The sequence below is a fragment of the Bacillus sp. FSL W8-0629 genome (assembly GCF_038593225.1).
Classification (GTDB): Bacteria; Bacillota; Bacilli; order Bacillales; family Bacillaceae; genus Bacillus; species Bacillus altitudinis.
This window is the reverse complement of the sequence record NZ_CP151975.1, coordinates 3730479-3752180: the sequence shown is the minus strand read 5'-3', so window position 1 is coordinate 3752180 and position 21702 is coordinate 3730479. Positions and strand designations below refer to the sequence as shown.

At 41.9% G+C, this 21702-nt stretch carries 19 protein-coding genes and 4 tRNA genes; 15 read left to right on the top strand and 8 right to left on the bottom strand.

Annotated elements, in window-relative coordinates; translation table 11 throughout:
• Position 1 precedes the first annotated feature (1 nt).
• From NSQ17_RS19395 to NSQ17_RS19370, 6 genes are all read right to left on the bottom strand, one after another.
• Positions 2-910, bottom strand: coding sequence for an isochorismatase family protein (locus tag NSQ17_RS19395; RefSeq protein WP_024718452.1), 909 nt, complete (start codon positions 908-910; stop codon positions 2-4).
• Between the two features lie 18 nt (positions 911-928).
• The gene (locus tag NSQ17_RS19390) at positions 929-2548 is read right to left on the bottom strand and encodes a (2,3-dihydroxybenzoyl)adenylate synthase (protein ID WP_342467721.1); all 1620 of its coding nucleotides are present in this window, start codon (positions 2546-2548) and stop codon (positions 929-931) included.
• Between the two features lie 25 nt (positions 2549-2573).
• Positions 2574-3755, bottom strand: coding sequence for an isochorismate synthase DhbC (gene dhbC, locus NSQ17_RS19385; RefSeq protein WP_135009468.1), 1182 nt, complete (start codon positions 3753-3755; stop codon positions 2574-2576).
• 26 nt (positions 3756-3781) lie between these two features.
• A complete protein-coding gene (locus NSQ17_RS19380; RefSeq protein ID WP_342467720.1) occupies positions 3782-4567 on the bottom strand; it encodes a 2,3-dihydro-2,3-dihydroxybenzoate dehydrogenase in 786 nt (261 codons plus the stop codon).
• Between the two features lie 7 nt (positions 4568-4574).
• Positions 4575-5456: an alpha/beta hydrolase-fold protein gene (locus NSQ17_RS19375; RefSeq protein WP_342467719.1), complete on the bottom strand. Its 882-nt coding sequence runs from the start codon at positions 5454-5456 to the stop codon at positions 4575-4577.
• Between the two features lie 745 nt (positions 5457-6201).
• Positions 6202-7059: a hypothetical protein gene (locus NSQ17_RS19370; protein WP_039168997.1), complete on the bottom strand. Its 858-nt coding sequence runs from the start codon at positions 7057-7059 to the stop codon at positions 6202-6204.
• Between the two features lie 109 nt (positions 7060-7168).
• Between NSQ17_RS19370 and NSQ17_RS19365 the strand changes: the two genes are divergently transcribed.
• The 3 genes from NSQ17_RS19365 to NSQ17_RS19355 all read left to right on the top strand — a co-directional run bounded on the left by NSQ17_RS19365 (position 7169) and on the right by NSQ17_RS19355 (position 10320).
• Positions 7169-8125 carry a DUF4885 family protein gene (locus tag NSQ17_RS19365; protein WP_338705905.1) on the top strand — a complete coding sequence of 319 codons (957 nt, stop codon included), beginning with the start codon at positions 7169-7171 and terminating at the stop codon, positions 8123-8125.
• A gap of 285 nt (positions 8126-8410) precedes the next feature.
• Positions 8411-9775 carry a replicative DNA helicase gene (gene dnaB / locus NSQ17_RS19360; RefSeq protein ID WP_003214779.1) on the top strand — a complete coding sequence of 455 codons (1365 nt, stop codon included), beginning with the start codon at positions 8411-8413 and terminating at the stop codon, positions 9773-9775.
• Positions 9776-9906: 131 nt separating this feature from the next.
• Positions 9907-10320 carry a VOC family protein gene (locus NSQ17_RS19355; RefSeq protein ID WP_024718459.1) on the top strand — a complete coding sequence of 138 codons (414 nt, stop codon included), beginning with the start codon at positions 9907-9909 and terminating at the stop codon, positions 10318-10320.
• A 32-nt stretch (positions 10321-10352) separates the two neighbouring features.
• Here the strand turns inward: NSQ17_RS19355 and NSQ17_RS19350 are convergent, their stop codons facing one another.
• A complete protein-coding gene (locus NSQ17_RS19350) occupies positions 10353-11558 on the bottom strand; it encodes a cytochrome P450 (protein WP_144668251.1) in 1206 nt (401 codons plus the stop codon).
• A 137-nt stretch (positions 11559-11695) separates the two neighbouring features.
• Here NSQ17_RS19350 and NSQ17_RS19345 point away from each other — a divergent pair, with 137 nt between their 5' ends.
• The 4 genes from NSQ17_RS19345 to NSQ17_RS19330 all read left to right on the top strand — a co-directional run bounded on the left by NSQ17_RS19345 (position 11696) and on the right by NSQ17_RS19330 (position 15279).
• Positions 11696-12277 carry a TetR/AcrR family transcriptional regulator gene (locus tag NSQ17_RS19345; RefSeq protein ID WP_342467718.1) on the top strand — a complete coding sequence of 194 codons (582 nt, stop codon included), beginning with the start codon at positions 11696-11698 and terminating at the stop codon, positions 12275-12277.
• A 216-nt stretch (positions 12278-12493) separates the two neighbouring features.
• Positions 12494-13789 carry an adenylosuccinate synthase gene (locus NSQ17_RS19340; protein WP_007497400.1) on the top strand — a complete coding sequence of 432 codons (1296 nt, stop codon included), beginning with the start codon at positions 12494-12496 and terminating at the stop codon, positions 13787-13789.
• A gap of 131 nt (positions 13790-13920) precedes the next feature.
• Entirely contained in the window at positions 13921-15054 is a 1134-nt protein-coding gene (locus NSQ17_RS19335; RefSeq protein WP_138279237.1) for a DUF418 domain-containing protein, read from the top strand.
• A 15-nt stretch (positions 15055-15069) separates the two neighbouring features.
• A complete protein-coding gene (locus tag NSQ17_RS19330; protein ID WP_024718463.1) occupies positions 15070-15279 on the top strand; it encodes a hypothetical protein in 210 nt (69 codons plus the stop codon).
• Between the two features lie 30 nt (positions 15280-15309).
• Here the strand turns inward: NSQ17_RS19330 and NSQ17_RS19325 are convergent, their stop codons facing one another.
• On the bottom strand, positions 15310-15834 hold the full coding sequence (locus tag NSQ17_RS19325; protein WP_007497396.1) for a peroxiredoxin family protein: 525 nt from the start codon (positions 15832-15834) through the stop codon (positions 15310-15312).
• Between the two features lie 332 nt (positions 15835-16166).
• Between NSQ17_RS19325 and NSQ17_RS19320 the strand changes: the two genes are divergently transcribed.
• The 8 genes from NSQ17_RS19320 to yycI all read left to right on the top strand — a co-directional run bounded on the left by NSQ17_RS19320 (position 16167) and on the right by yycI (position 21697).
• Positions 16167-16242 (top strand) — tRNA-Lys (locus NSQ17_RS19320).
• A gap of 6 nt (positions 16243-16248) precedes the next feature.
• A tRNA-Glu gene (locus NSQ17_RS19315) sits at positions 16249-16320 on the top strand.
• Between the two features lie 81 nt (positions 16321-16401).
• Positions 16402-16478: transfer RNA gene (locus NSQ17_RS19310), tRNA-Asp, on the top strand.
• Positions 16479-16504: 26 nt separating this feature from the next.
• Positions 16505-16577, top strand: a tRNA-Phe gene (locus tag NSQ17_RS19305).
• Positions 16578-16924: 347 nt separating this feature from the next.
• Positions 16925-17632 (top strand): response regulator YycF, encoded by a 708-nt coding sequence (gene yycF / locus NSQ17_RS19300; protein ID WP_017359978.1) that lies wholly within the window; start codon positions 16925-16927, stop codon positions 17630-17632.
• Between the two features lie 7 nt (positions 17633-17639).
• Positions 17640-19478: a cell wall metabolism sensor histidine kinase WalK gene (gene walK, locus NSQ17_RS19295; protein WP_007497390.1), complete on the top strand. Its 1839-nt coding sequence runs from the start codon at positions 17640-17642 to the stop codon at positions 19476-19478.
• Positions 19468-20847 carry a two-component system activity regulator YycH gene (yycH, locus tag NSQ17_RS19290; RefSeq protein ID WP_024718466.1) on the top strand — a complete coding sequence of 460 codons (1380 nt, stop codon included), beginning with the start codon at positions 19468-19470 and terminating at the stop codon, positions 20845-20847. Before walK ends, yycH begins: the two co-directional genes overlap by 11 nt.
• Positions 20834-21697 (top strand): two-component system regulatory protein YycI, encoded by an 864-nt coding sequence (yycI, locus tag NSQ17_RS19285; protein WP_342467717.1) that lies wholly within the window; start codon positions 20834-20836, stop codon positions 21695-21697. Before yycH ends, yycI begins: the two co-directional genes overlap by 14 nt.
• Positions 21698-21702 lie beyond the last annotated feature (5 nt).

The following is a 21702-nucleotide window of genomic DNA, read 5'->3' as shown; positions in this document are numbered from 1 at the left end:
TTTACAAGTAATCGATATTTGGGATAGATGGCTGTTTTTCTGGGAAAAGAAGAGTCCGCCAAGACATGAGCGTTGGATTTGCTGCAAGCTCAACGAAATTGACTGTTGCTCCTTGCTGTCTCCACTTTTCCGCTAGGCTCATCATTCTAATTGAATCAAGGCCAAGGTAGACGAGATTCTCGTCAAGCGGTATTTCATTTGGATTGATTTGAAGATACTCAGCTACTTGGTGAACGATGGCATCAAAGGATAGGTCATCACTGTTTGCTTCTTGTCCTGTTAAACGACTGATGATTTGGTTTGTCGTTGTGGTGACTGCACAGCGTTCAGCTGCATAGGTCATTGCCATTTTGTGATGCTTAAGTGAAAAGTCAGCGACGGCATCGGCGACAAAAAAGGTTTCAATATCGAGCATGAATGCTTCTGCGGCTGTCAGCATACATCCAATATGTGCATATACGCCAGTAATGATCAGTTGATCACGTCCGCCTTCGTGAAGAAGATCTAAAAAGTTGGATTTTTTGAATGCGCTATAACGCCATTTTGTCAGCATTGTATCTGATTCAGATGGAGCAAGCTGATCAATGATTTTTGTCAATGCTTCATCATCACCAAGACCAGGTCCCCAAAAGTCTGTTAATAAGGCACGATCCTTCGGGTCTTGATCACCAGGTTGAGCTGTATAGACGACTGGAATGCCGAGTTCTTTGCATGTATCACGTAATTGTTCAATATGCTGCACTAACTCTGTAATCGGTGAAGTATCTTGTTGAAATGCATTTAAAAAATATTGCTGCATGTCATGTATCAGCAAGACAGCACGTTTCGGATCAGGGATCCAGTTCACTTTATTTTCGGGTAAATCATGTATGCTTGGCATTGGATACGCAGGAATAGTAGGGATTGCCATGGTTTTCACTCCTCTTTTTTATACGTTGGCAGTATGGATTGCAGCTAATTCTCTTAATGCTTTTTTACTGATTTTTCCTACACCTGTTTGTGGGAACGCATCAATCCATTCAATGCGGTCAGGAATTTTATAGGCAGCGAGCCCACGTTCTCTTAGAAATAACTTTAAGACATGCGGTGCTGGTTTGTTGTTTCCTTTCGCAATAACAAAGGCACATGAGCGTTCGCCAAGAAATGGATCTGGCATGGACACCATGGCGGCATCATGAATGTCAGGATGCGCAAGTAAATGGTTTTCAACTTCTTCAGCAGCAACCTTTTCGCCACCACGATTGATTTGATCCTTGTCTCTGCCTTCTACAACAACATTTCCTTCTTTGGTTAATCGCACGATGTCACCTGTTCTGTAGAAGCCATCGGGTGTAAATGCTTTTTTGTTTTGTTCATCGGCTTTATAGTAGCCGCGAATCGTATAAGGTCCTCTTGTTAAAAGGTGTCCAGCCACTTCATTCGGGACGGGCTTGTCCTCATCGTCTACCACTAGTACCTCATCATATTCAGACATCGGGCGTCCTTGTGTATGGATAATGACATGTTCAGGGTCATCCAATCTGGTATAGTTGACCAGACCTTCTGCCATGCCAAAAACTTGCTGTAACTTACACCCAAGGGCAGGCATCACTCGTTTTGCTGCCTCAGCACTTAATTTAGCACCACCGACTTGTAAGACCTCAAGACTCGATAAGTCATCTGATCGATGAGGAGCGGCCTCTAGCCAAATCAATGCAATTGGTGGAACGACAGCGGTAATAGTCGCCCGTTCTTTTTCAATGAGTGGAAAGACGACATCAGGGCTTGATCCAGGTGCAAGAACGACTCTTCCACCAGCGTATAATGTCCCAAGAACACCAGGCGAGCTTAATGGATAGTTGTGTGCAACTGGAAGTGTAGCTAGATACACACTATGTTGTGTGAGCTCGCACACCTCATTGCTTTTCCAAAGACTATAAATATAGTCATCATGTGTACGAGGTATGAGCTTAGAAAGGCCTGTGCTTCCTCCAGATAACTGAAGAAACGCAATGTCGCTTGCCTCTACATGTATTTGTGGATCGAGCGCTGGGTCCTTGCGCAAATCATCCAAGTCTAGGAATTCCTCAGCTTCTCCTGCAACAATGACATGAGGTAATGAGGGAAGTTTTTCTTTCAGTTGACGTGCGAGTGATCGATAATCAAAGCCGCCATCGATATCTGTTATGACATATGCGTCTGCTTCGGCAAATTCAATAAAATAAGTGATTTCACTGCTTCTATGAGATGGCAGTGAGAAGACGGGTAAAGCACCGATACGAAATAAAGCGAAAACGACTTCAAAAAAAGCAGGAATGTTAGGAAGCTGTACGACAACTCGACTTCCCTTTTGGATTCCAAGCTGATGAAAACCGGCGGCAAGACTGCTGACGCGCTCATCAAGTTCTTGATAGCTCATGTGTGTATCAGCGTATGTAATCGCTGTTTTATTCCCTAACGATACGGCGCGTTCACGAAGCATCCCGCTAAAGGTTTCTCCACGCCAACAGCCGTTTTCACGGTAGCGTTTTGCAAATTCTTCTGGCCATGTAGGTGGTTGAACAAACATGTCTTTTGTCATCTCCTATGTATTTTTATAGCTGATGGATGCCCATCGCATGAAGCATCGTGTTGAATTTTGCAGATGTTTCGGCTAGCTCTTCTTCTGCCTTTGATCCTTTGACCACTCCTGCACCAGCAAAGAGGCGAAGGGAGTGACCTTCAGCTTCTGCACAGCGAATGGTGACAATCCAATCTCCATCACCATTTGCATCTGCCCAACCGACCATTCCTGTGAAAAATCCTCGATCGAAGGGTTCAATCGCTTGAATGGCTTCACGTGCATCTGCTGTAGGTGTTCCGCATACTGCGGGTGTTGGATGGAGGCTAAGCGCTAAATCAATGGAGGACACATTGGAATCTGTTAATTCACCTTTGACCACAGTAGATAAATGCCACATCGTTTCTGTCTGTATGACGGATGGTGATGCGGGTACATCTAACGTATGACAGTAAGGAGCAAGCGCTTTAGTGACAGCATCGACAACCACTGCATGCTCGTGTAAATCCTTTGCAGAAGTAAGAAGTTCATCGTGACGACGCTGGTCTTCTACGGGGTCTGAACTGCGTGGCCGAGAACCAGCGAGTGGATTGGAAATCACAGATGAACCAGTTTTTGAAAGAAGCAGCTCAGGGCTTGCCCCAAGAAGTGTGCGCTTTTGGGAAGATTTCGGATCAGCTACGTTTGCAGCAAACGTATAACCAGTTGTATTATGACGAGCCAGTCGTTCGAGTATTGTTTTCGTATGAATGTCTTGATTTGATTTGAGATGGAGAGATCGAGAAATGACGATTTTGCTAAGCTCTCCTTTTTCAATTTTAGCTAACCCTTCGTTCACACCATTCATGTAGACTTCAGGAGAAGGGACAGGTGTCACCTCATAGGATTGTGATGTCACTTCTGAATCCTCATCACCTTGATGAAATTCGAGTGGATCACTAAACTGTACATGGACTGGCACATTTAAACGAACGGGTTGCGCCGGATCAAACGGAACAGCACCAGCAACAATCGGTGCTTGAATACCAGCTTGTTTAGCAGTCTCAAAAACATGGGCTACCTTTGTGGATAGTTCATCGAGTTGATTGGTTTTAATATGCTGGAATATCCCCTCTGCAAGTAACGCTCGTTTAGGAGAAGCAAGGAAAAATGCGCCTGGCTGATAGTCTTGGATCAGCTGTACTTTTTCTTCTGTCGACAATAATGAATGTTTCATGAAAAGGCCTCCTTTTTGATAAAATGTTAAATTCCGAGTGTTGCACCACCATCAATTGTGAGATTCTGCATCGTAATATGACTGGATTGCTCAGATGCAAAGAAGATGACTGCATCAGCAATCTGTTGAGGGTCAGCGATTTTTTGTAAAGGAATACCGGTTTTATACGTCTCTAATGAACCTTTAATCACCTGATCTGCTCCTTGCTCATCAGACCATAAAGCCCATTGCATAGGTGTTGCGGTAGAGCCGGGCGAGACGACGTTGCATCTAATGCCATAGGTAGCCAGCTCTAATCCAAGCGTTTTTGTAAAAGAAGTAGCTGCTGCTTTTGAAGCAGCATAGGCAGCCATATTCATTCTAGGAATGGCACCTGCGTTAGAACTGACAGTCACAATGACCCCTTCTGATCTTTTCATCATGTATTTGGAGACAGCTTGGGATATGTAAAAGAGACCATGTGTATTGACTGCGAAGGTTTGGTGCCAATCATCTGTACTAATCTGATCAATCGAACTAATCCGAAGAATGCCTGCTACATTGACCAGTAAATGTATGGGGCCAAGCTGCTTTTCAATTTGATCGACAATGTGCTGAACAGATGCTTGATCGGTAATGTCACCTGGATAGGCAAAGGCACGTATGCCTTTATCATTCAACTTCTGCACGGTGCTTTGCAGCTGATCTTCATTTGTGTCAACTGCTGCAATGATCGCACCTTCATCGGCTAGTCTCTTTGCGACTGCTTGTCCAATACCTTGTCCTGCGCCTGTAATAAGGGCAATTTTATGAGACAGACCACTCTGTTTCATGTGTTCACTACCTTTCTTTCAAGTCTGTAGTTGTTAAAGGATCTTGATGATAAAATGCAAAACGAAAAGCGTCATTCATCAGCACCGGTAAAACAGACGTATGTCCTTCTTCAGGAAATTCGAGATAGGTCGTATGCAAGCCATACGAGGATAAAGGCAGCATACGATTGGCTAGAGACTTTGCATGAGCATTCATTTGACATGGATGATGTTTTTCTAACTCACCTACACCTACAAGTAGCCTTACATCCATAGGCACTTGCCGGATGCGGTTGGTAAATTGGTGTTCTTTTTCTAGAAATAATTCTTTGTTCCAGTGGATAGAAGGACTGCCCGCAATATATGTCTGATAAGCGTCAGGGTGCTCAAATAGTGTGTGTAATACAAAAAGCCCGCCAAGAGAATGGCCAAATAGTGTTTGACGACTCTGATTAATCGGAAAGCGCTGCTCAATGTATGGCTTAACCGTCTTTTCTAAAAAAGAAAAGAAAGCAGAGGCGCCGCCATATGTATGGATGGAGAAGTCCTTTCTTTTACCCTCAATGGAAACGTCAGGGCCGGTAAGAGTGAGATCATAATGCCTAAGCGGATGATAGGGCGCTTCTGTCTGATAGCCAATTCCAACAATAATAGCAGGTACGACACCTGTTTTTTCAGGTCTTCTTGACTGTAAACGTATAGCTTCGACCATTGTGCCAAAAAGTGAATTCCCATCAAGCACGTACATGACTGGAAAACCAGTTTCGGGAGGAGTGGTATTCGGTTTAAATATAAAAAGTCTGTATGGGTGTGTTGTGATATCTAGTTGCTCCGTCCCAGGTATAAAAAAAGGACGGCTTTCTCCAAAAAGTGAATCATCAGTACCCATTCCTTCAGTGCGTTTGGTCATATGTGAAAAATCCCCTTTCTCAAATTGACCTCATATGATGATAAAAGCAGGCTTGCGGATAGTGGATGAGTGTAGTAATAAAAATTTAAATGAAAATGATTCTCAATTATCACGCAAGCAAATCAAATGATAATGTTTATCAATTAGGAAGTCAAATGTTCATAAAGTGGTATAATCGATAATTTGATCTAAATATTCAGAAAATAAAGGACTAACTAACTACCAAATGATTGGAAATAGAGAATGCCGGATTGTGTCATTAAAACAGAGTAGAAATGCCAAAAAACCTTGACAATCTCAAAACATTTACCATTTTCTTCTGTTTGAATCATGATTAAATATAGGTTTTTCTTCTTGAAATAATTTTGAGAAAAATAAGTCTATAGACCTTCTTGTGTTTTTAGAAAAAAAGAGGTGGATTTTGGGGAAAGTTAGTGTTCTTAATTCACAACTTATTCAATATCATGCTTAAATTCATAGACAATTTTCTATGGAAGACAAGATCGCAGGGAATGTAGGTAGAATGAAACCCCCATTAGGAAAACTGAGGCTAAATCTGCTTGAAAATCAGCTCAAGCTGAAAAATACGTTTACAGTGGCGAAATATCATGAAGCGAAGCAATCATGACAAGCACTGTAGAGTGGTGAAATAACATATAGCATCAAAAATGAGGCAATAAAAAAAGTAAGGGATGTGCCCTTACTTGTTGATCAATTGGTGTATATATCTGTTAACATCATTCACTTAAAATCCATCTGTGACATCATATTCGTAACGGATATCGGCTTTGACATTGCTCATAGTAGATCTCGCCGTAGCTTTTGCGTTGTACTTAAAGCTCCATTTTTGAGCGACTCTTAATTGATCATCCAGAGATATACGATAAGAACCACTTGTTGCAGAGGAGAAAAGTGATTGATACCAAATGTTACTTTCACTATCCATTAATTTGTGTGTGACATTCCCTTGGTTAGGTGTTTGAGTGCTAGTTGTCGTAATCGATTTAACGATTGCACTTTTAGGAATAGAAGAATTATTCGTTAGATCCATTGTAATGACAGAAGAATCAACTCCTAAAAAATTTAAAGAAGAATTCCCCAAGTTTGTAGCCGTCCCCGTAAAATTGAATGTCCCATTTCCAGATTTAATACGATCTTCAATGGAAACAGTAAAATACATATTCCCTGTATATGTACCACGGGTCACTTTCACAAAATAAGTTTCTGAAGTTGAAGTCACGTCCCCAGTATTTGCAAAAATAAAGGGTGTGACTGAATCAGGATTAATGACTCTAGACCTCCCGTCGGAATTTTTCGAATTATACACCTCGATTTTCATCCCAGTATATTGCTTATTATACGAACTTCTGACATAAACTCTTTCACCTTTATTGATCGTAAACTGATAATACGCTTCATTTTCACCTTCAGGTAAGATTGTCGTGTCTGAACGACTATTTTTCCAATATCCCATTGAACTTGCAGTGTTAGGACTGTTATTCCCCGTAATTGCTGCTTCTGCTGACGTAGGTGCGAAAAAACTAGTAACAAGCGCCAATAATAATGCTGGTAATAATAAACGTTTAAAGATAGTATTTGTCATATATTAACCCTCCTTGTAATAATTACTATATCGACATTAAACTAACAAATTTTAACTGAAATGCCGATATATTTAATAATCACTATTTTCTTAAAAAAGGAGAATCAAAATGAATATTAATACGTCATACACAGCCAGTTCTTCGAACAATTTGAACCAAATAGACTCTAAAGGTCAATCAGCTATTAAAAGTACAAACGAAGTGATGACCGAATCTGATAGACGAATGAAAATATTAGATGAAAAATACGAAAAAATAAATGAACAAAATAAACGATTTAAAGATCCTCATGGTCATATATACGATAAGTATCGAAATCAACACTCCCCTTATTTCAGAAGTGATTTAACCAAATCGGAAAGAGAAGCGGCTTACTCTATTGAGATTGGTTGGGCTAATAATGGAACAGGAGGACATTATAATTCTAATGATGCCGCCTTCCGTAATGAAAAACGGTACGATCCTACCCAAGAAAGTGTAGAAAAGAAACTATTAAATCGTCAGAAGGTGAACGAACAACTGCAAGCTTTGTTTTCTACCAATGGTTTGAACATTCCTAAAAATGCTAATTTAACTTTTACCATTGACCCCAATCATTTTAAATTAGTGGTGAGTGGATCAACAGACGAAACCCTAGTCAAACAAATAGAAGACATATTGAATACAAGCAACAATACAAGAGAACTATTTTTTCATATTATGAAAAGTAGAAATGATGATTCGACTCAATTCACGCCGGATACACTTGCAAAGTTCCACCTTGTCAATCAAATCAAAACGGTGACAGGCTACAATTTAAAAGATTTAAGCATTGTAAACGGTCAATTTGTAACGGATACCGGAGCGAATATTTTTGATATCTACAAAGAAGAACTTCTGAAAAACCCATACACAGCAGAAAATGCCCGCATTGCTGCATCACATTATGGTGCACAGCTCTTTGATCTAGCCAAGAACGGGTATGATTCTATTCCCGATTTGGTGTTATCTATTGGGTATGAAAACGGGTCTTTATATGATATTGGACAAAAGGTGAATTACGGAGTTAAGAAAACGATAGATTAAAAAACGCACCTGATATTTTCAATATTTGATCATGTGCGTGTACATGCCATGTTGGAGTATCGATCACATGTGTGAACAACAACAGCTACAAATCCCATTAGCGATACAAAGGACTCTATAACAATTTATGTTACAGAGTCTTTTCTATTTGAAATGTGTTGTTTCGCTGTTCAACAAAACATCGACATGGTAATTTTGACTATAGTTGATGTTTTTCACTTTTTTATTGATGAAAATGTTAAAATGATGAGTAGCGTATTTTTTTATGAAAGGACGGTGCTTGGCATGACGGAACTTCTCGATGACCGGCTGCCGCCGCAAAATATAGAAGCCGAGCAGGCCGTATTAGGTGCTGTTTTTTTAGAACCATCTGCGCTAACGCTCGCTTCTGAGGTATTAATTCCAGAGGATTTCTATAGAATGTCGCATCAAAAGATTTACAATGCGATGCTTGTACTTGGTGATAGAGGGGAACCGGTTGACCTTGTCACGGTGACATCAGAACTTGCCAATACAGACTTACTAGAAGAGGTAGGCGGGATTTCGTATTTAACAGATATTGCGAACTCTGTCCCAACTGCCGCAAACATTGAATATTATGCGAAAATCGTGGAAGAAAAATCCATTTTAAGACGTCTGATCCGTACAGCGACAACCATTGCACAGGATGGATATACGCGTGAGGATGAAGTAGAAGATCTATTGAGTGATGCTGAAAAAACCATTATGGAAGTGGCTCAGCGTAAAAACTCAGGAGCTTTCCAAAACATTAAAGACGTTCTTGTTCAGACATATGATAATATTGAACAGCTTCATAATCGAAAAGGTGATATCACTGGGATTCCAACGGGTTTCTCAGAGCTTGACCGGATGACAGCTGGCTTCCAGCGAAATGACCTGATTATTGTAGCGGCTCGTCCGTCCGTAGGGAAAACAGCCTTCGCGTTAAATATTGCACAAAACGTTGCGACCAAGACAGATGAAAGTGTCGCCATCTTTAGTTTAGAGATGGGCGCTGAGCAGCTGGTCATGCGTATGCTTTGTGCCGAGGGAAATATCAATGCACAAAACCTAAGAACCGGTAACCTCACAGAAGAGGACTGGGGTAAGCTGACAATGGCGATGGGTTCGCTATCAAACAGTGGGATTTTCATTGATGATACACCTGGCATTAGAGTCAGTGAAATTCGCTCGAAATGCCGCCGTTTGAAGCAAGAAAACGGGCTTGGCATGATCCTGATTGACTACTTACAGCTCATCCAAGGGAGTGGACGATCAAGCGATAACCGTCAGCAAGAGGTATCTGAAATTTCTAGGGCTTTAAAGTCACTAGCAAGAGAACTTGAAGTGCCGGTCATTGCCTTATCACAGCTTTCTCGTGGGGTAGAGCAGCGTCAGGACAAACGTCCGATGATGTCTGATATTCGTGAATCAGGAAGTATTGAGCAGGATGCCGATATTGTGGCGTTCCTTTATCGTGATGATTACTATGATAAAGAATCAGAGAATAAGAACATTATTGAAATTATTATTGCGAAACAGCGTAACGGTCCAGTTGGAACGGTATCACTGGCGTTCGTAAAAGAATATAACAAATTCGTCAACTTAGAAAGAAGATTTGACGATGCGGGTGTTCCGCCCGGTGCTTAAAGCCCAGCTCAAGAAGCTGGGCTTTTTTTGATCCATCTACATCGAAAGAATGACGGAAAAACAGTCGAAATGAGGAGGAGTGGGAGAAAAAGAGAGCGTATACTAAAGGGAGAGAAAAGGAGTGATGACTGATGAAGTTTCAACAATTCGAAGCCGCTCAATTACGCATCGCACGTCCGACCGTCAACATGAAAGAGGTTGTTTCTTTTTATGAAGAAGGTTTAGGGCTGAAACGAATAGGCTCATTTGATCAGCATGAAGGGTATGATGGGGTCATGCTTGGGCTTCCTCACCAGCATGTTCATCTGGAAATCACCAAACATGAAGAAGACGAAAGCTTGCCTGTTCCCCACCCAGAGCAACTGCTTGTATTCTATATTCCGGATGAAGAAGAATTTCAGCAGATGAAAAAGAGACTGATCGCATCTGGCGGACGGCATGTCACCTCTACAAACCCGTACTGGGATCGAGGAGGCGTGACGATTGAAGATCCAGATGGATATCGAGTGGTGCTCATGAATACAGAAGGAATTACACCTGATTAAGAAAGACTCCCATCTCGTGGGAGTCCTTTTTGTTAGCAACGAGGCGTGACACGGAGCTTCAGTGCTTTTAATCCATACATACCGCTGCTTGTCATTGGGACGTAAGAGAGAAGCTCTAGTGATGCATATCGTGACTGTATGGCTTTGATGGCAGTGCAGGCTTCCAGGCGAGCAAGTGGTGCGCCTAGGCAGAAATGAATGCCGTGGCCGAAGCCAATATGAGGATTAGGATGCCGGTGTATATCGTACTCATGTGCGTTTGGAAATTGATGCTCATCCCGGTTCGCAGACGCAAGAAAGACAATCACACTGTCTCCCTTTTTCAAGACTTTCCCTCCAAGTTCGGTGTCTTCTGTGACATACCGGACGATGGTAGGCGCAGGGGCACGAAAACGGACAGCCTCCTCCACAGCACGAGGAATGAGGTCAGGTGATTGAGCGAGCGCTTCATACGACCCCGGATTTTCTAACAAACTAAAGATCATATTGGAGATCAGGTTGGTGGTCGTTTCGTTGCCTGCTAACAGGAGCAGATTGCAGAAAGGAATTAATTCGTCTGCGGACAGCTTGTCTCCATTTTCCTCCGCTTGAATTAAAAGCGAAATCAAATCATCACTAAGGTTCTGCCGCTTCTCTTCAATGATGTCAGCAAAAAACGCCATCATGTCCGCTTCGCCTTGATCCCGTGTTTTCTGCCATTCAACGACATCTCTTTCTTCTTCACTTTTAGGCATGCTGACGAGAATATCGGACCATTCTTTAAAGGATTGTTTATGTTCTGTTGGCACACCTAAAAGCTCTGCAATGACAATCACAGGAAGCGGATAGGAGATGTCTTGAACAAGATCAATCTCTTCCTTACCTTCTATTTGTGCAATGAGATCATCCATTAACTCTTGAATGCGTGGTTCCCACAATTTCATCACCCGGGGTGTAAAGGCTTTGCTCACAATGGAGCGGATTCGTGTATGTTTTGGCGGGTCCATCATGACCATTGTTTTCATCAGTGAATGTTTCCGGTGGTCTTGAGGAGGTTGACTAGAAAAGGTATCTTTATCGATGGTGACGCGCTTTGCTTCTTCATAGGTGAAGACACTCCATGTTTGGCTGTGTTCATCAAAATGAACAGGGGATTCTTGACGCATTTTGGCGTACCAATCAAATGGGTGATACGGGTCCTGCTTATTTTTCCCTCTTAATAACGCTTTCTGAACGGCACTAGGTGTTGTTGTTTCCATGATCATCACTCCTTATGGGTTGTCAGATGATTCCTTTTTTTCACTGTGTTAGATTTAAAGGTAATTCATCAGGAGAAAGGATTCAACCAACAGAAAAGCGAAATCTGTTGAAGAAAATGGGAAGGGGAGAGCGGCTTGTGGCGGACTGCTACAGAGGGGATAAGCGCGCAACTGAATCAAAGCAACAATTAAGAAAAGCATTATTTCAGTTATTAAAGGAGAAGGAATGGGGGAAGATTTCTGTACAAGATTTGACGAACAAGGCAGGAATCCATCGCACCACCTTCTATCAGCATTATGAGGATAAGTTTGACTTAGCTCAGCAGGTCATGGATGAGATGTTTGATGTCATGAAAACCGCTATTTTTACTCCTGTACATGAAAGTGAGTGGAAGAGCGATCATGCAGCATATGTGTATATTTACCGCTTTTATCAGCATTTGCAGGAACATGAAGAGGAGTATCAGATTCTCTTGAAAAGGGGAAGAGAGCTTAATATTCATCAGACGGCCAGTGCTTTTTTTGAAGAAAGCTTTACTTTGGGGCTAGAAGAAGTCACAGGTTCACCACCTGATCCACAACACGTTCCTCTCGAGATGCAGAAGCAATTTGTCATTTCTGCTTATGTTGGAACAGCTGAGTGGTGGCTGAGAAAAGGTAGACCATATTCACCCGACTTTATGGCAAGTTCGATGATTCAATTGATTGAAAATCACTGAACAAACGGAAATGAGAAAAACAGTAATTTTGATCGAAATCTTCTTGTTTAAGCGTAGAATGAGCAATTAAAGCGCTTTTCCTCACATGTAAAACGAACAAAATTTGATTTCGAGATATTAATGTTCGGATTTCACGTTGACTTTTTCATTGTGCATTGATAAAATAAATGTGTTTGAAAGAGATAACGTTTTGAAAGGTTAACGGAGGTGCACGATATGTCTTCAGTAGTCGTAGTAGGTACGCAGTGGGGTGACGAAGGGAAAGGGAAAATTACCGATTTCCTTTCAGAAAATGCAGAGGTGATTGCCCGTTATCAAGGGGGAAACAATGCAGGTCACACAATCAAATTTGATGGAGTGACTTACAAGCTACACCTCATTCCGTCCGGTATTTTTTACAAAGAGAAAACTTGTGTCATCGGTAATGGAATGGTGGTTGATCCTAAAGCGTTGGTCACTGAGCTTGCGTATCTTCACGAACGGAATGTGAGTACAGATAACCTCAGAATCAGCAATAGAGCCCATGTCATTCTGCCTTATCACTTAAAATTGGACGAGGTAGAAGAAGAGCGGAAAGGGGCTAACAAGATCGGTACGACGAAAAAAGGAATCGGACCAGCTTATATGGACAAAGCTGCCCGCGTCGGAATCCGTATCGCAGATTTATTAGATCGTGAAGTATTTGAAGAGAAGCTTGCCCGTAATCTAGAAGAGAAAAATCGTCTTTTAGAGAAAATGTACGACACAGAAGGCTTCAAAATTGAAGATATTTTAGATGAGTATTATGAATATGGTCAGCAAGTGAAAAAATATGTCGTGGACACATCTGTTGTATTGAACGATGCTCTAGATGAAGGCCGCCGTGTTCTTTTTGAAGGGGCACAAGGCGTTATGCTTGATATCGATCAAGGGACATATCCGTTCGTGACGTCATCTAACCCAGTGGCTGGAGGCGTGACGATTGGTTCTGGTGTAGGTCCTACGAAAATTCAACATGTGGTCGGCGTATCAAAAGCTTACACAACTCGTGTAGGTGATGGCCCATTCCCGACAGAACTCCATGATGAAATTGGCGATCAAATCCGTGAAGTTGGCCGTGAATACGGTACGACAACTGGCCGCCCGCGCCGTGTTGGCTGGTTTGACAGTGTTGTTGTCCGTCATGCGCGCCGTGTGAGCGGAATTACAGATTTATCTCTTAACTCTATCGATGTACTGACAGGGATTGAGAAATTGAAAATCTGTGTTGCTTATAAATTGAACGGAGAAATCACTGAAGAATTCCCAGCAAGTCTAAATGAATTAGCGAAATGTGAACCTGTCTACGAAGAAATGCCAGGTTGGACAGAAGATATTACAGGCGTGAAGAATTTAAGTGAACTGCCTGCAAATGCCCGTCATTACTTAGAGCGCATTTCACAATTAACAGGTATTCCACTTTCTATTTTCTCAGTCGGACCAGACCGTTCCCAAACGAACGTTGTCCGCAGCGTGTACCGTCCATCATTATAGACTGATCAGACACCAGTAAAATGACACATTTTACTGGTTTTTTTTTGTTTAAATATTCCTTAATTTCTACGGAACTGACTTCCCGATATTACCAAAATATGATAACTGTATAAAAGGGAAGGAGCGTTCTAGTGAAAGAAAGAATACGATTATTAGATATTTTACGAGGTTTTGCGATATTAGGTACATTGGGTACAAACGTCTGGTTTTTTGCATACGCAGGGGATACCTTTGCGACAGATCAGATTGCGGATGAATATGAAAATGGTAGTTTTCTTGAAAGTCTTGTCTCTATGTTCGTTTATGGCAAAATGCTATCGCTGCTCACAATCATGTTTGGCGTAGGGCTAGAGCTGAAATACCAGCAGGCGAAAAGAAAAAATATGACTTGGCCGGGTACATATTTATGGATTCTTTTATTCTTATTAATTGAAGGCTTTGTCCATTTTGCGTTAGTGATGGAATATGATGTGCTCATGAGTTACGCCGTCACGGGTTTGCTTGTGGCGTTTATTGTCCGTGGAGGAAGTCGGCGCATCAAAAAAGGCATGATTGTCTCGGGTGTCATTCATTTGTTGGTGACGGCTTTTCTCGTTGTATTTTCTTTCTCTGAATTGGAAACTGAATCCTATGACGAGAGCAGTGAACCAGCGTACGAAGAACAACTGCCGGAGACATGGATATCTCAAGTTCAAGACCGATTACAGCACTTTTTGATGTACCGAGAAGAAGCAATCTTTATTATCCCAATGAATACCTTTTTGTTTTTATTAGGTGTGCGGATGATGAGAGCTGGTGTATTTTATGCAAATGAGCGTGGGCAATCTCTGCGGAAAATATTGTTCCGAATGGGTTTGTGGATTGGACTGCCGCTGAATGCGCTCGTCTTCGTACCAAATGACATAGTAGAATTTGTGGTGCGCTATGTGTTTTCGCCATTCCTCTCTATTTTCTATATTGCTGTCGTGGCGAAGCTTCTAGCACGCACGGAGTCATGGTTCATGTGGACTTGGTTTGAATATGTAGGGAAAATGGCGCTTAGCTGCTATATCCTGCAAAATGTCATCTGCTCGCTTCTTTTTTACAGCTGGGGATTGGGTCTTGGCGGTCAAATCAATGCGCCCCTTATCGTCTTGTCATGGTTGTTGATCTCCCTGCTGCAAATCGCGATTTCAGCCCTTTGCTTACACGTCTGGCGAATTGGGCCAATGGAGTATATCCGATCACGGGCACTTCGCCGTGTGACAATGAAGAAAGCATCTTAAAGGGGAATAGATACAATGTTTTTCAAAAAAACGACGAAAAGAGAACAAGCCAATGCACAAAAAGCAGCAGGATCGGCGTTTGTTTTTTATCTTCTAGCATTAGGAGGACATGCGTCTTACGCTTTTTTTCAAGGTGAGAGTACACCTGTGACTTTTGTGATTTTAATGACAGGTCTTCTTGTGTTTTTCACCGCAGATTGGCTATACAATAAAAAACATTCATAAAAAAGAAGCCCTCTGATGAGAGCTTCTTTTTTATTTTAGGCTTTTATATTGGCCTTTTAAATTTTTACGAATGTATTGAATGATTTTGCGCAGTTCGTTGGCATGCGGTCTGCCAAATGGACTTGTTTGTCTTTGCTGATAGAGGACTTGGCCTTTTTCATTTAATAAGAAATAAGCAGGTTCTCCGTGCACCCCATGATCTTCGTATGGGGCATCTTCACCGTGATAGAAGACTTCATAGGCTTTCAATGATGTGAGGTCTTGGTCAGACATGATGGGGAAAGAAAGTCCCTCTTTGTCTGCAAATTCTTTCAAGTCTTCAGGATTATCCGTTGAGATTGTCATTAAGTGAATATCCTTGTCTTGAAAATAGGATTGCTGTTTTTCCAGCTCTTTTAATTCTTCGACACATACTGGGCACCATGATCCTCTAAAGAAAACGATAAGGTGCCAGCTTTGATGCTCCTCTAAATGTTTGTAAAACTCAATGTGATCGCCCTGCACTGTTGGCAGTGAAAAATCGGGCATTTTATCTCCTAATTTAAATGAACTCATCCTATGCTTCCTCCTTTTTCAATCACCATGCTGTTTGTTTCTTGTATAACCAATATTGGTCGGAATCAAACGTTTCTGTGTGCTGGATTGGGCAGTAGCCATTAATTGAATGAAGGCGCTTTCGGATTTAGGCGATGTAACAGAAGATATCAAATCCGACACTTTTTTTAAAAAAATGTCGAAAAACGTATTGCCATATGTAATTACTCTATGATATTATAAATCTCGTTGTTGCAAAGGTCTCTGAAACTTGTTAAGATGCGATTTTCCAGCTTTTAAAGCGATTGGTTTGACGCAATACAGCTTCTTCAGATTCACTTTTCACAAACCGAGAGCCATTAGCTCAGTTGGTAGAGCATCTGACTTTTAATCAGAGGGTCGAAGGTTCGAGTCCTTCATGGCTCACCATGTTTTGGCCCGTTGGTCAAGCGGTTAAGACACCGCCCTTTCACGGCGGTAACACGGGTTCGAATCCCGTACGGGTCATTGATTTACTTTAGCGTTAAGCTAATTTTTCCTCACTTGCTTGAAGGAGCACCACGATTGCTTTTTCGGGCAAGTTACTGAGGTCCGGTAGTTCAGTTGGTTAGAATGCCTGCCTGTCACGCAGGAGGTCGCGGGTTCGAGTCCCGTCCGGACCGCCATTTATACATATTCATCTTTTGATGATGGCTCGGTAGCTCAGTTGGTAGAGCAACGGACTGAAAATCCGTGTGTCGGCGGTTCGATTCCGTCCCGAGCCACTTCCAAACGCATCTGCAATCGCAGGTGCGTTTTTATTATGAAAAGAAGGCATAAAAAGGGAGAAGCCGGACCTAGGTAGGGCCCGGCTCCATAAGAAGAAGACGTTACATGTATATAGACGTTTGGTGACTGGAAAAGTTTCAATAAAAAAGGAAAAAGTCATCAAATCTTTTGGGTGAAGTTCTTCTATCCAACGTTTACTAGCAAAGAAAGCCGTTATTATTTTTATCTTTGCCTCGTAAAACGTTATAATAGACAGTGAGCCTTTTTTTCGTAAATGAAAAAGGCGTAATGAGACATGCAAAATGGAATGACATAGATGCTAAAAATGCAGGAGGAAATCACAATGGAAAAAAAGATTCTTGTCGTAGATGATGAAAAGCCGATTGCGGATATATTGGAATTTAACTTAAGAAAAGAGGGCTACGAGGTTCATTGTGCGTATGACGGAAATGAAGCCCTTGAAATGGTAGAAGAAATTAAGCCAGACATTATTTTGCTCGACATTATGCTGCCGAACAAAGATGGCGTTGAAGTATGCCGTGAAGTGAGAAAGAAATATGACATGCCGATTATCATGCTGACAGCAAAAGACTCTGAAATCGATAAAGTCATTGGTCTTGAGCTTGGCGCGGACGATTATGTCACAAAGCCATTCAGTACACGCGAGCTGCTTGCACGTGTAAAAGCAAATTTAAGAAGACAGACGGCTGCTCCGCAATCAGAGGAAGAATCTGAATCAAATGATATCGAGATTGGTTCACTTGTGATCTACCCAGATGCGTATGTCGTGTCCAAGCGTGACGAGACGATTGAGTTAACGCATCGTGAGTTCGAATTGCTTCATTACTTAGCGAAACATATTGGACAAGTCATGACACGTGAGCACTTACTGCAAACGGTTTGGGGCTACGATTACTTCGGAGATGTCCGTACAGTAGACGTGACAGTCCGCCGTCTTCGTGAAAAAATTGAAGACAACCCTAGCCACCCGAGCTGGATCGTAACAAGACGAGGCGTCGGCTACTATTTAAGAAACCCAGAGCAGGACTAAGATTCTTATGAGTAAAGTAGGTTTTTTTCGCTCGATTCACTTTAAATTGACCTTGATTTATGTGCTGCTGATCATTGTCGCCATGCAGATTATTGGCGTGTACTTTGTGAAGCAGCTAGAGCAGTCCTTAATTAATTCCTATGATAATTCCTTGAATCAGCGAATCTACTCGTTATCGTATTACCTAGAACAAGATTCATCGAAAAGCAAGGCAGAATTAAAAGAGGATGCTCAAAAGATATTAAACGATTTTAACAACAAAGATGAGTCTAATGAAATTTCTGAAGTCAGCTATATTGACGAAAGCAGAGAGGTCATTGCCTCTGTGAATAACGGCAGTCAAGAGATTGCCGGGAAGAAAATCACAGATCAAATCATTAGCCGTATTTTCGCGGTTGGCAAAGACTACGAGAAAAAATTCTATGACCCAGAATCGAATAAACGAGTCCGCATATCAGCGACAGCCGTGAAAAATGAGAACCAAGAAACTGTTGGTGTCATTTATGTGGTCTCATCCATGGAAAGTGTTTTTAACCAAATGCGAACGATCAACACCATTTTGGCGACGGGTACACTCATCGCACTTGGGACGACCGCTCTACTTGGTATATTCATATTCAGAACCATTACACACCCAATTTCGGATATGAGAAAGCAAGCGATCGAGCTCGCCAAAGGGAACTTTTCCAGAAAGGTTCGGAAGTATGGACATGATGAGATTGGTCAGCTAGCAACGACATTTAACCATCTGACGAGAGAGCTGGAGGAAGCGCAGCTGATGACAGAGGGTGAGAGGAAAAAGCTTTCTTCTGTTATCGCTTATATGACGGATGGTGTCATTGCCACGAATCAAAACGGGGCCATTATTCTATTAAACAGTCCGGCACTAGAGCTTTTGAATGTTTCACGTGAAACAGCTCTAGAGATGCCGATCACATCCTTGCTTGGCTTAGAAGAAACTCATACATTTGAAGATTTAGTCGAAAATCAAGACTCCATGCTGCTAGAAATTGAACGAGAAGATCAGTTGTCTGTTTTGCGTGTCAATTTCTCAGTGATTCAGAAAGAGCATGGGAAAATTGATGGTTTAATTGCAGTAATTTATGACGTAACCGAGCAGGAAAAAATTGATGCGGAACGTCGTGAATTCGTGGCGAACGTATCGCATGAGCTGCGCACACCGCTTACGACGATGCGAAGCTATCTTGAGGCACTCGCTGAAGGTGCGATTGGTGATAAAGAGCTTGCGCCAAGGTTCCTCAGTGTCACGCAAAATGAAACAGAGCGCATGATTAGACTTGTGAATGACCTGCTTCAGCTGTCTAAGTTTGACAGCAAGGATTATCAATTCAATCGTGAGTGGACGAATTTTATCAGGTTTATCTCGCTCGTCATTGATCGTTTTGAAATGACGAAGGAGCAGCATGTCGATTTCATCCGCAACTTGCCGCAGCGTGAAATATATGTGGAAATTGATCAAGATAAAATCACTCAGGTGCTCGATAATATCATTTCCAATGCTATGAAATACTCGCCAGAGGGTGGACACATTACGTTCACTGTCGATTTGGATGAGGAGCAAGGTCTTGTGTTATTCAGTGTCAAAGATGAAGGAATCGGTATTCCGAAGAAGGATATGGATAAAATCTTTGAACGTTTTTATCGAGTGGATAAGGCGAGAACAAGAAAGCTTGGCGGAACCGGCCTAGGCCTTGCGATTGCAAAAGAAATGGTTCAGGCTCATGGCGGAGATATTTGGGCTGACAGCATTGAAGGAAAAGGAACAACGGTAACCTTTACCCTTCCGTACAATGAAGAACAAGAGGATGATTGGGATGAAGCGTGAGACCTTTAAAACCATTATATTGACAATCCTAATTGCGATCAGTCTTGTGTTTACGTGGAATATTTGGATGTTCCAGCCCGTCATGCAGGATCAGGCGGATGCCGGCACACAGGTCGTGGAAACGAAGAAGATTTCAAGCGACGAGCCTCGGAGTCTCATTGATGTCGTGAAGCCGCGTGAGATGTTCATCCATTCCAATGGAGAGCATTTCAAAGTGGATCAAAAGGAACTCTTCCAAAACTTTTGGAATGATGTAAGCCTGTGGGATGTCAAAGAGATTGCTGATGTGTCGGACCAATATTCCGAGCAGAAATTTAAGAATTTCTTCTATGGACGCGAGGGGCAAGGCAAAACATTGGATCTTGTGTTCAATGATCCGATTCCGATTGATATTTTTCAAGCGCTGTTTAAATGGCCGAATAAATCCATTGAATACAACTCGTTTGACCGGATGATTGTGCCGTTCGCTCAACCGGATAAGGCCAATAAGAAAGTCTATTTGGTTTCATACAGCAAGGAATCGGTGCTTGAGCTAACGATTGAATCTGCCAACTATCGTAATCTGATGGATAGTATTGCAGCCGCTCAAAACGAGATGCCGCGCTATGATCTATATACTTTCTCTACAAATTCAAAACGAGATTTCCTGCTGCCGCAGAAGCAAAAGCAGCTTGAAGCGAAAATGTTCTTTATCGAAACGATTAAGACAAGCAAATTCAAGGACGCTTTGTTTACAGACCCAAGTCTAGTTGGGGAGGAGTCTAATTTAAACCGGACGGTATATACAGATGGAACGAGTCGTCTTGAAGCAAATCAAAAAGACCACCGCATCCAATATCAGCATCGTAATATCAATTCTAGTACCGTATTCCAAACGGGGGATTTGATCAAGCGAAGCGTGAAATATTTCAATGATACCGGAAGTTTTACCGATAATTATCAATACTTCGGCATTAACAGCAACCAACAGCTGTCCTTTAATATGTTTATGGATGGACTGCCGATCGTCAACAGCACAAAACATCCATTTGGTATGACATCACTTGAAGTACAATGGGCGAATGATGACATCTTGAGTTATAAGCGTCCAAACTACATTCTCGGCAACAAAGCGAGTCAGAGTGAACAGGTCAAACTGATGAATGGGACAGAGCTGAAAAACTTGATCATCAAGCAGACGAAGTATGATGATTTAGAGAAAATTGAACAGATTTTCCCTGCCTATCAAGCGACATCCACGGCATCAGATCAGGATCAAGCGATGTTTGTCTGGCTAGAGCCGGTATGGTGTATGAAATATAACGGAAAAACCGTCATTTTATCGAATGATTTGCTGACAGAGGGGAGCGAGAATCATGGAGTGGAATAAGACCAAAACGATCTTTATCCTAGCCTTTCTCGTTCTCGATATCTTTCTAGGTTTTCAATACTTTGAAAAGCGATCAACCGATCATTTTGCGATTATCGAAAAAACAGATACGCTGGAAGAAATGAAGGCAGACGGAATCAAATATGGCAATCTATCAGATGAAGCGAAGATTGGATACCGCATTACAGCTGAGAAAAAGCAATATACGAAAAAGGATGTCGACGGATTAGCTGATCAAAAGACGAAAAGCACATTCCCGAAAACCAAGAAAGATGATCCTGTCACCCTGCTTGAAATGACCTTCAATAAACCAGTCGCATTGCCGAAAAAAGATATGAAAACAGCAGCGACCAATCTTGTGAGCCAGCGTTTACTGGATGGCAAGAATTATAAGCTCTGGAGCATCGATGAAGAAACAGGTGAAATCGTCTTTTTCCAAACGTATAAAGGAAAATACATCTTCCAAGAAGGTCTTGATGACACCGAAACCATTGGGAAGATCACATTGGATGTGAACGATCAAAACGAGGTCGTCTCGTATCGGCAGTCGATGGTGACATCGATTAATGAAGTGAGAAAAGAAACCCTTGTCCCGGCGCTTGAAACGGTGAAGGACTTATATACACAAAATATGCTGAGCCAAAACACGACAGTGAAAAAAGTGGAGCTAGGCTACTACACGCAATACCCAGGTGCAAGCACTCAAGTAATGGTTCCTGTATGGCGAGTAGAGATTGAAGGCGTGGCAACTGGTTCAAAGAAAAAGACAGAAGAAGAATATTTGATCAATGCCATTGATGGCTCAACACTTGATCATATAGAGAAAGAAGACAAATCTTCATTGGAGTGAGAGAA

Coding starts and splice junctions, on each gene's coding strand:
- dhbC (WP_135009468.1), bottom strand. CDS start 3,755: ATGAAACATTCATTATTGTCGACAGAAGAAAAAGTACAGCTGATCCAA.
- dnaB (WP_003214779.1), top strand. CDS start 8,411: ATGACGGAACTTCTCGATGACCGGCTGCCGCCGCAAAATATAGAAGCC.
- yycH (WP_024718466.1), top strand. CDS start 19,468: ATGAAGCGTGAGACCTTTAAAACCATTATATTGACAATCCTAATTGCG.
- NSQ17_RS19375 (WP_342467719.1), bottom strand. CDS start 5,456: ATGACCAAACGCACTGAAGGAATGGGTACTGATGATTCACTTTTTGGA.
- NSQ17_RS19355 (WP_024718459.1), top strand. CDS start 9,907: ATGAAGTTTCAACAATTCGAAGCCGCTCAATTACGCATCGCACGTCCG.
- walK (WP_007497390.1), top strand. CDS start 17,640: ATGAGTAAAGTAGGTTTTTTTCGCTCGATTCACTTTAAATTGACCTTG.
- NSQ17_RS19330 (WP_024718463.1), top strand. CDS start 15,070: ATGTTTTTCAAAAAAACGACGAAAAGAGAACAAGCCAATGCACAAAAA.
- NSQ17_RS19380 (WP_342467720.1), bottom strand. CDS start 4,567: ATGAAACAGAGTGGTCTGTCTCATAAAATTGCCCTTATTACAGGCGCA.
- NSQ17_RS19390 (WP_342467721.1), bottom strand. CDS start 2,548: ATGTTTGTTCAACCACCTACATGGCCAGAAGAATTTGCAAAACGCTAC.
- NSQ17_RS19325 (WP_007497396.1), bottom strand. CDS start 15,834: ATGAGTTCATTTAAATTAGGAGATAAAATGCCCGATTTTTCACTGCCA.
- NSQ17_RS19370 (WP_039168997.1), bottom strand. CDS start 7,059: ATGACAAATACTATCTTTAAACGTTTATTATTACCAGCATTATTATTG.
- NSQ17_RS19365 (WP_338705905.1), top strand. CDS start 7,169: ATGAATATTAATACGTCATACACAGCCAGTTCTTCGAACAATTTGAAC.
- yycI (WP_342467717.1), top strand. CDS start 20,834: ATGGAGTGGAATAAGACCAAAACGATCTTTATCCTAGCCTTTCTCGTT.
- NSQ17_RS19340 (WP_007497400.1), top strand. CDS start 12,494: ATGTCTTCAGTAGTCGTAGTAGGTACGCAGTGGGGTGACGAAGGGAAA.
- yycF (WP_017359978.1), top strand. CDS start 16,925: ATGGAAAAAAAGATTCTTGTCGTAGATGATGAAAAGCCGATTGCGGAT.
- NSQ17_RS19395 (WP_024718452.1), bottom strand. CDS start 910: ATGGCAATCCCTACTATTCCTGCGTATCCAATGCCAAGCATACATGAT.
- NSQ17_RS19350 (WP_144668251.1), bottom strand. CDS start 11,558: ATGGAAACAACAACACCTAGTGCCGTTCAGAAAGCGTTATTAAGAGGG.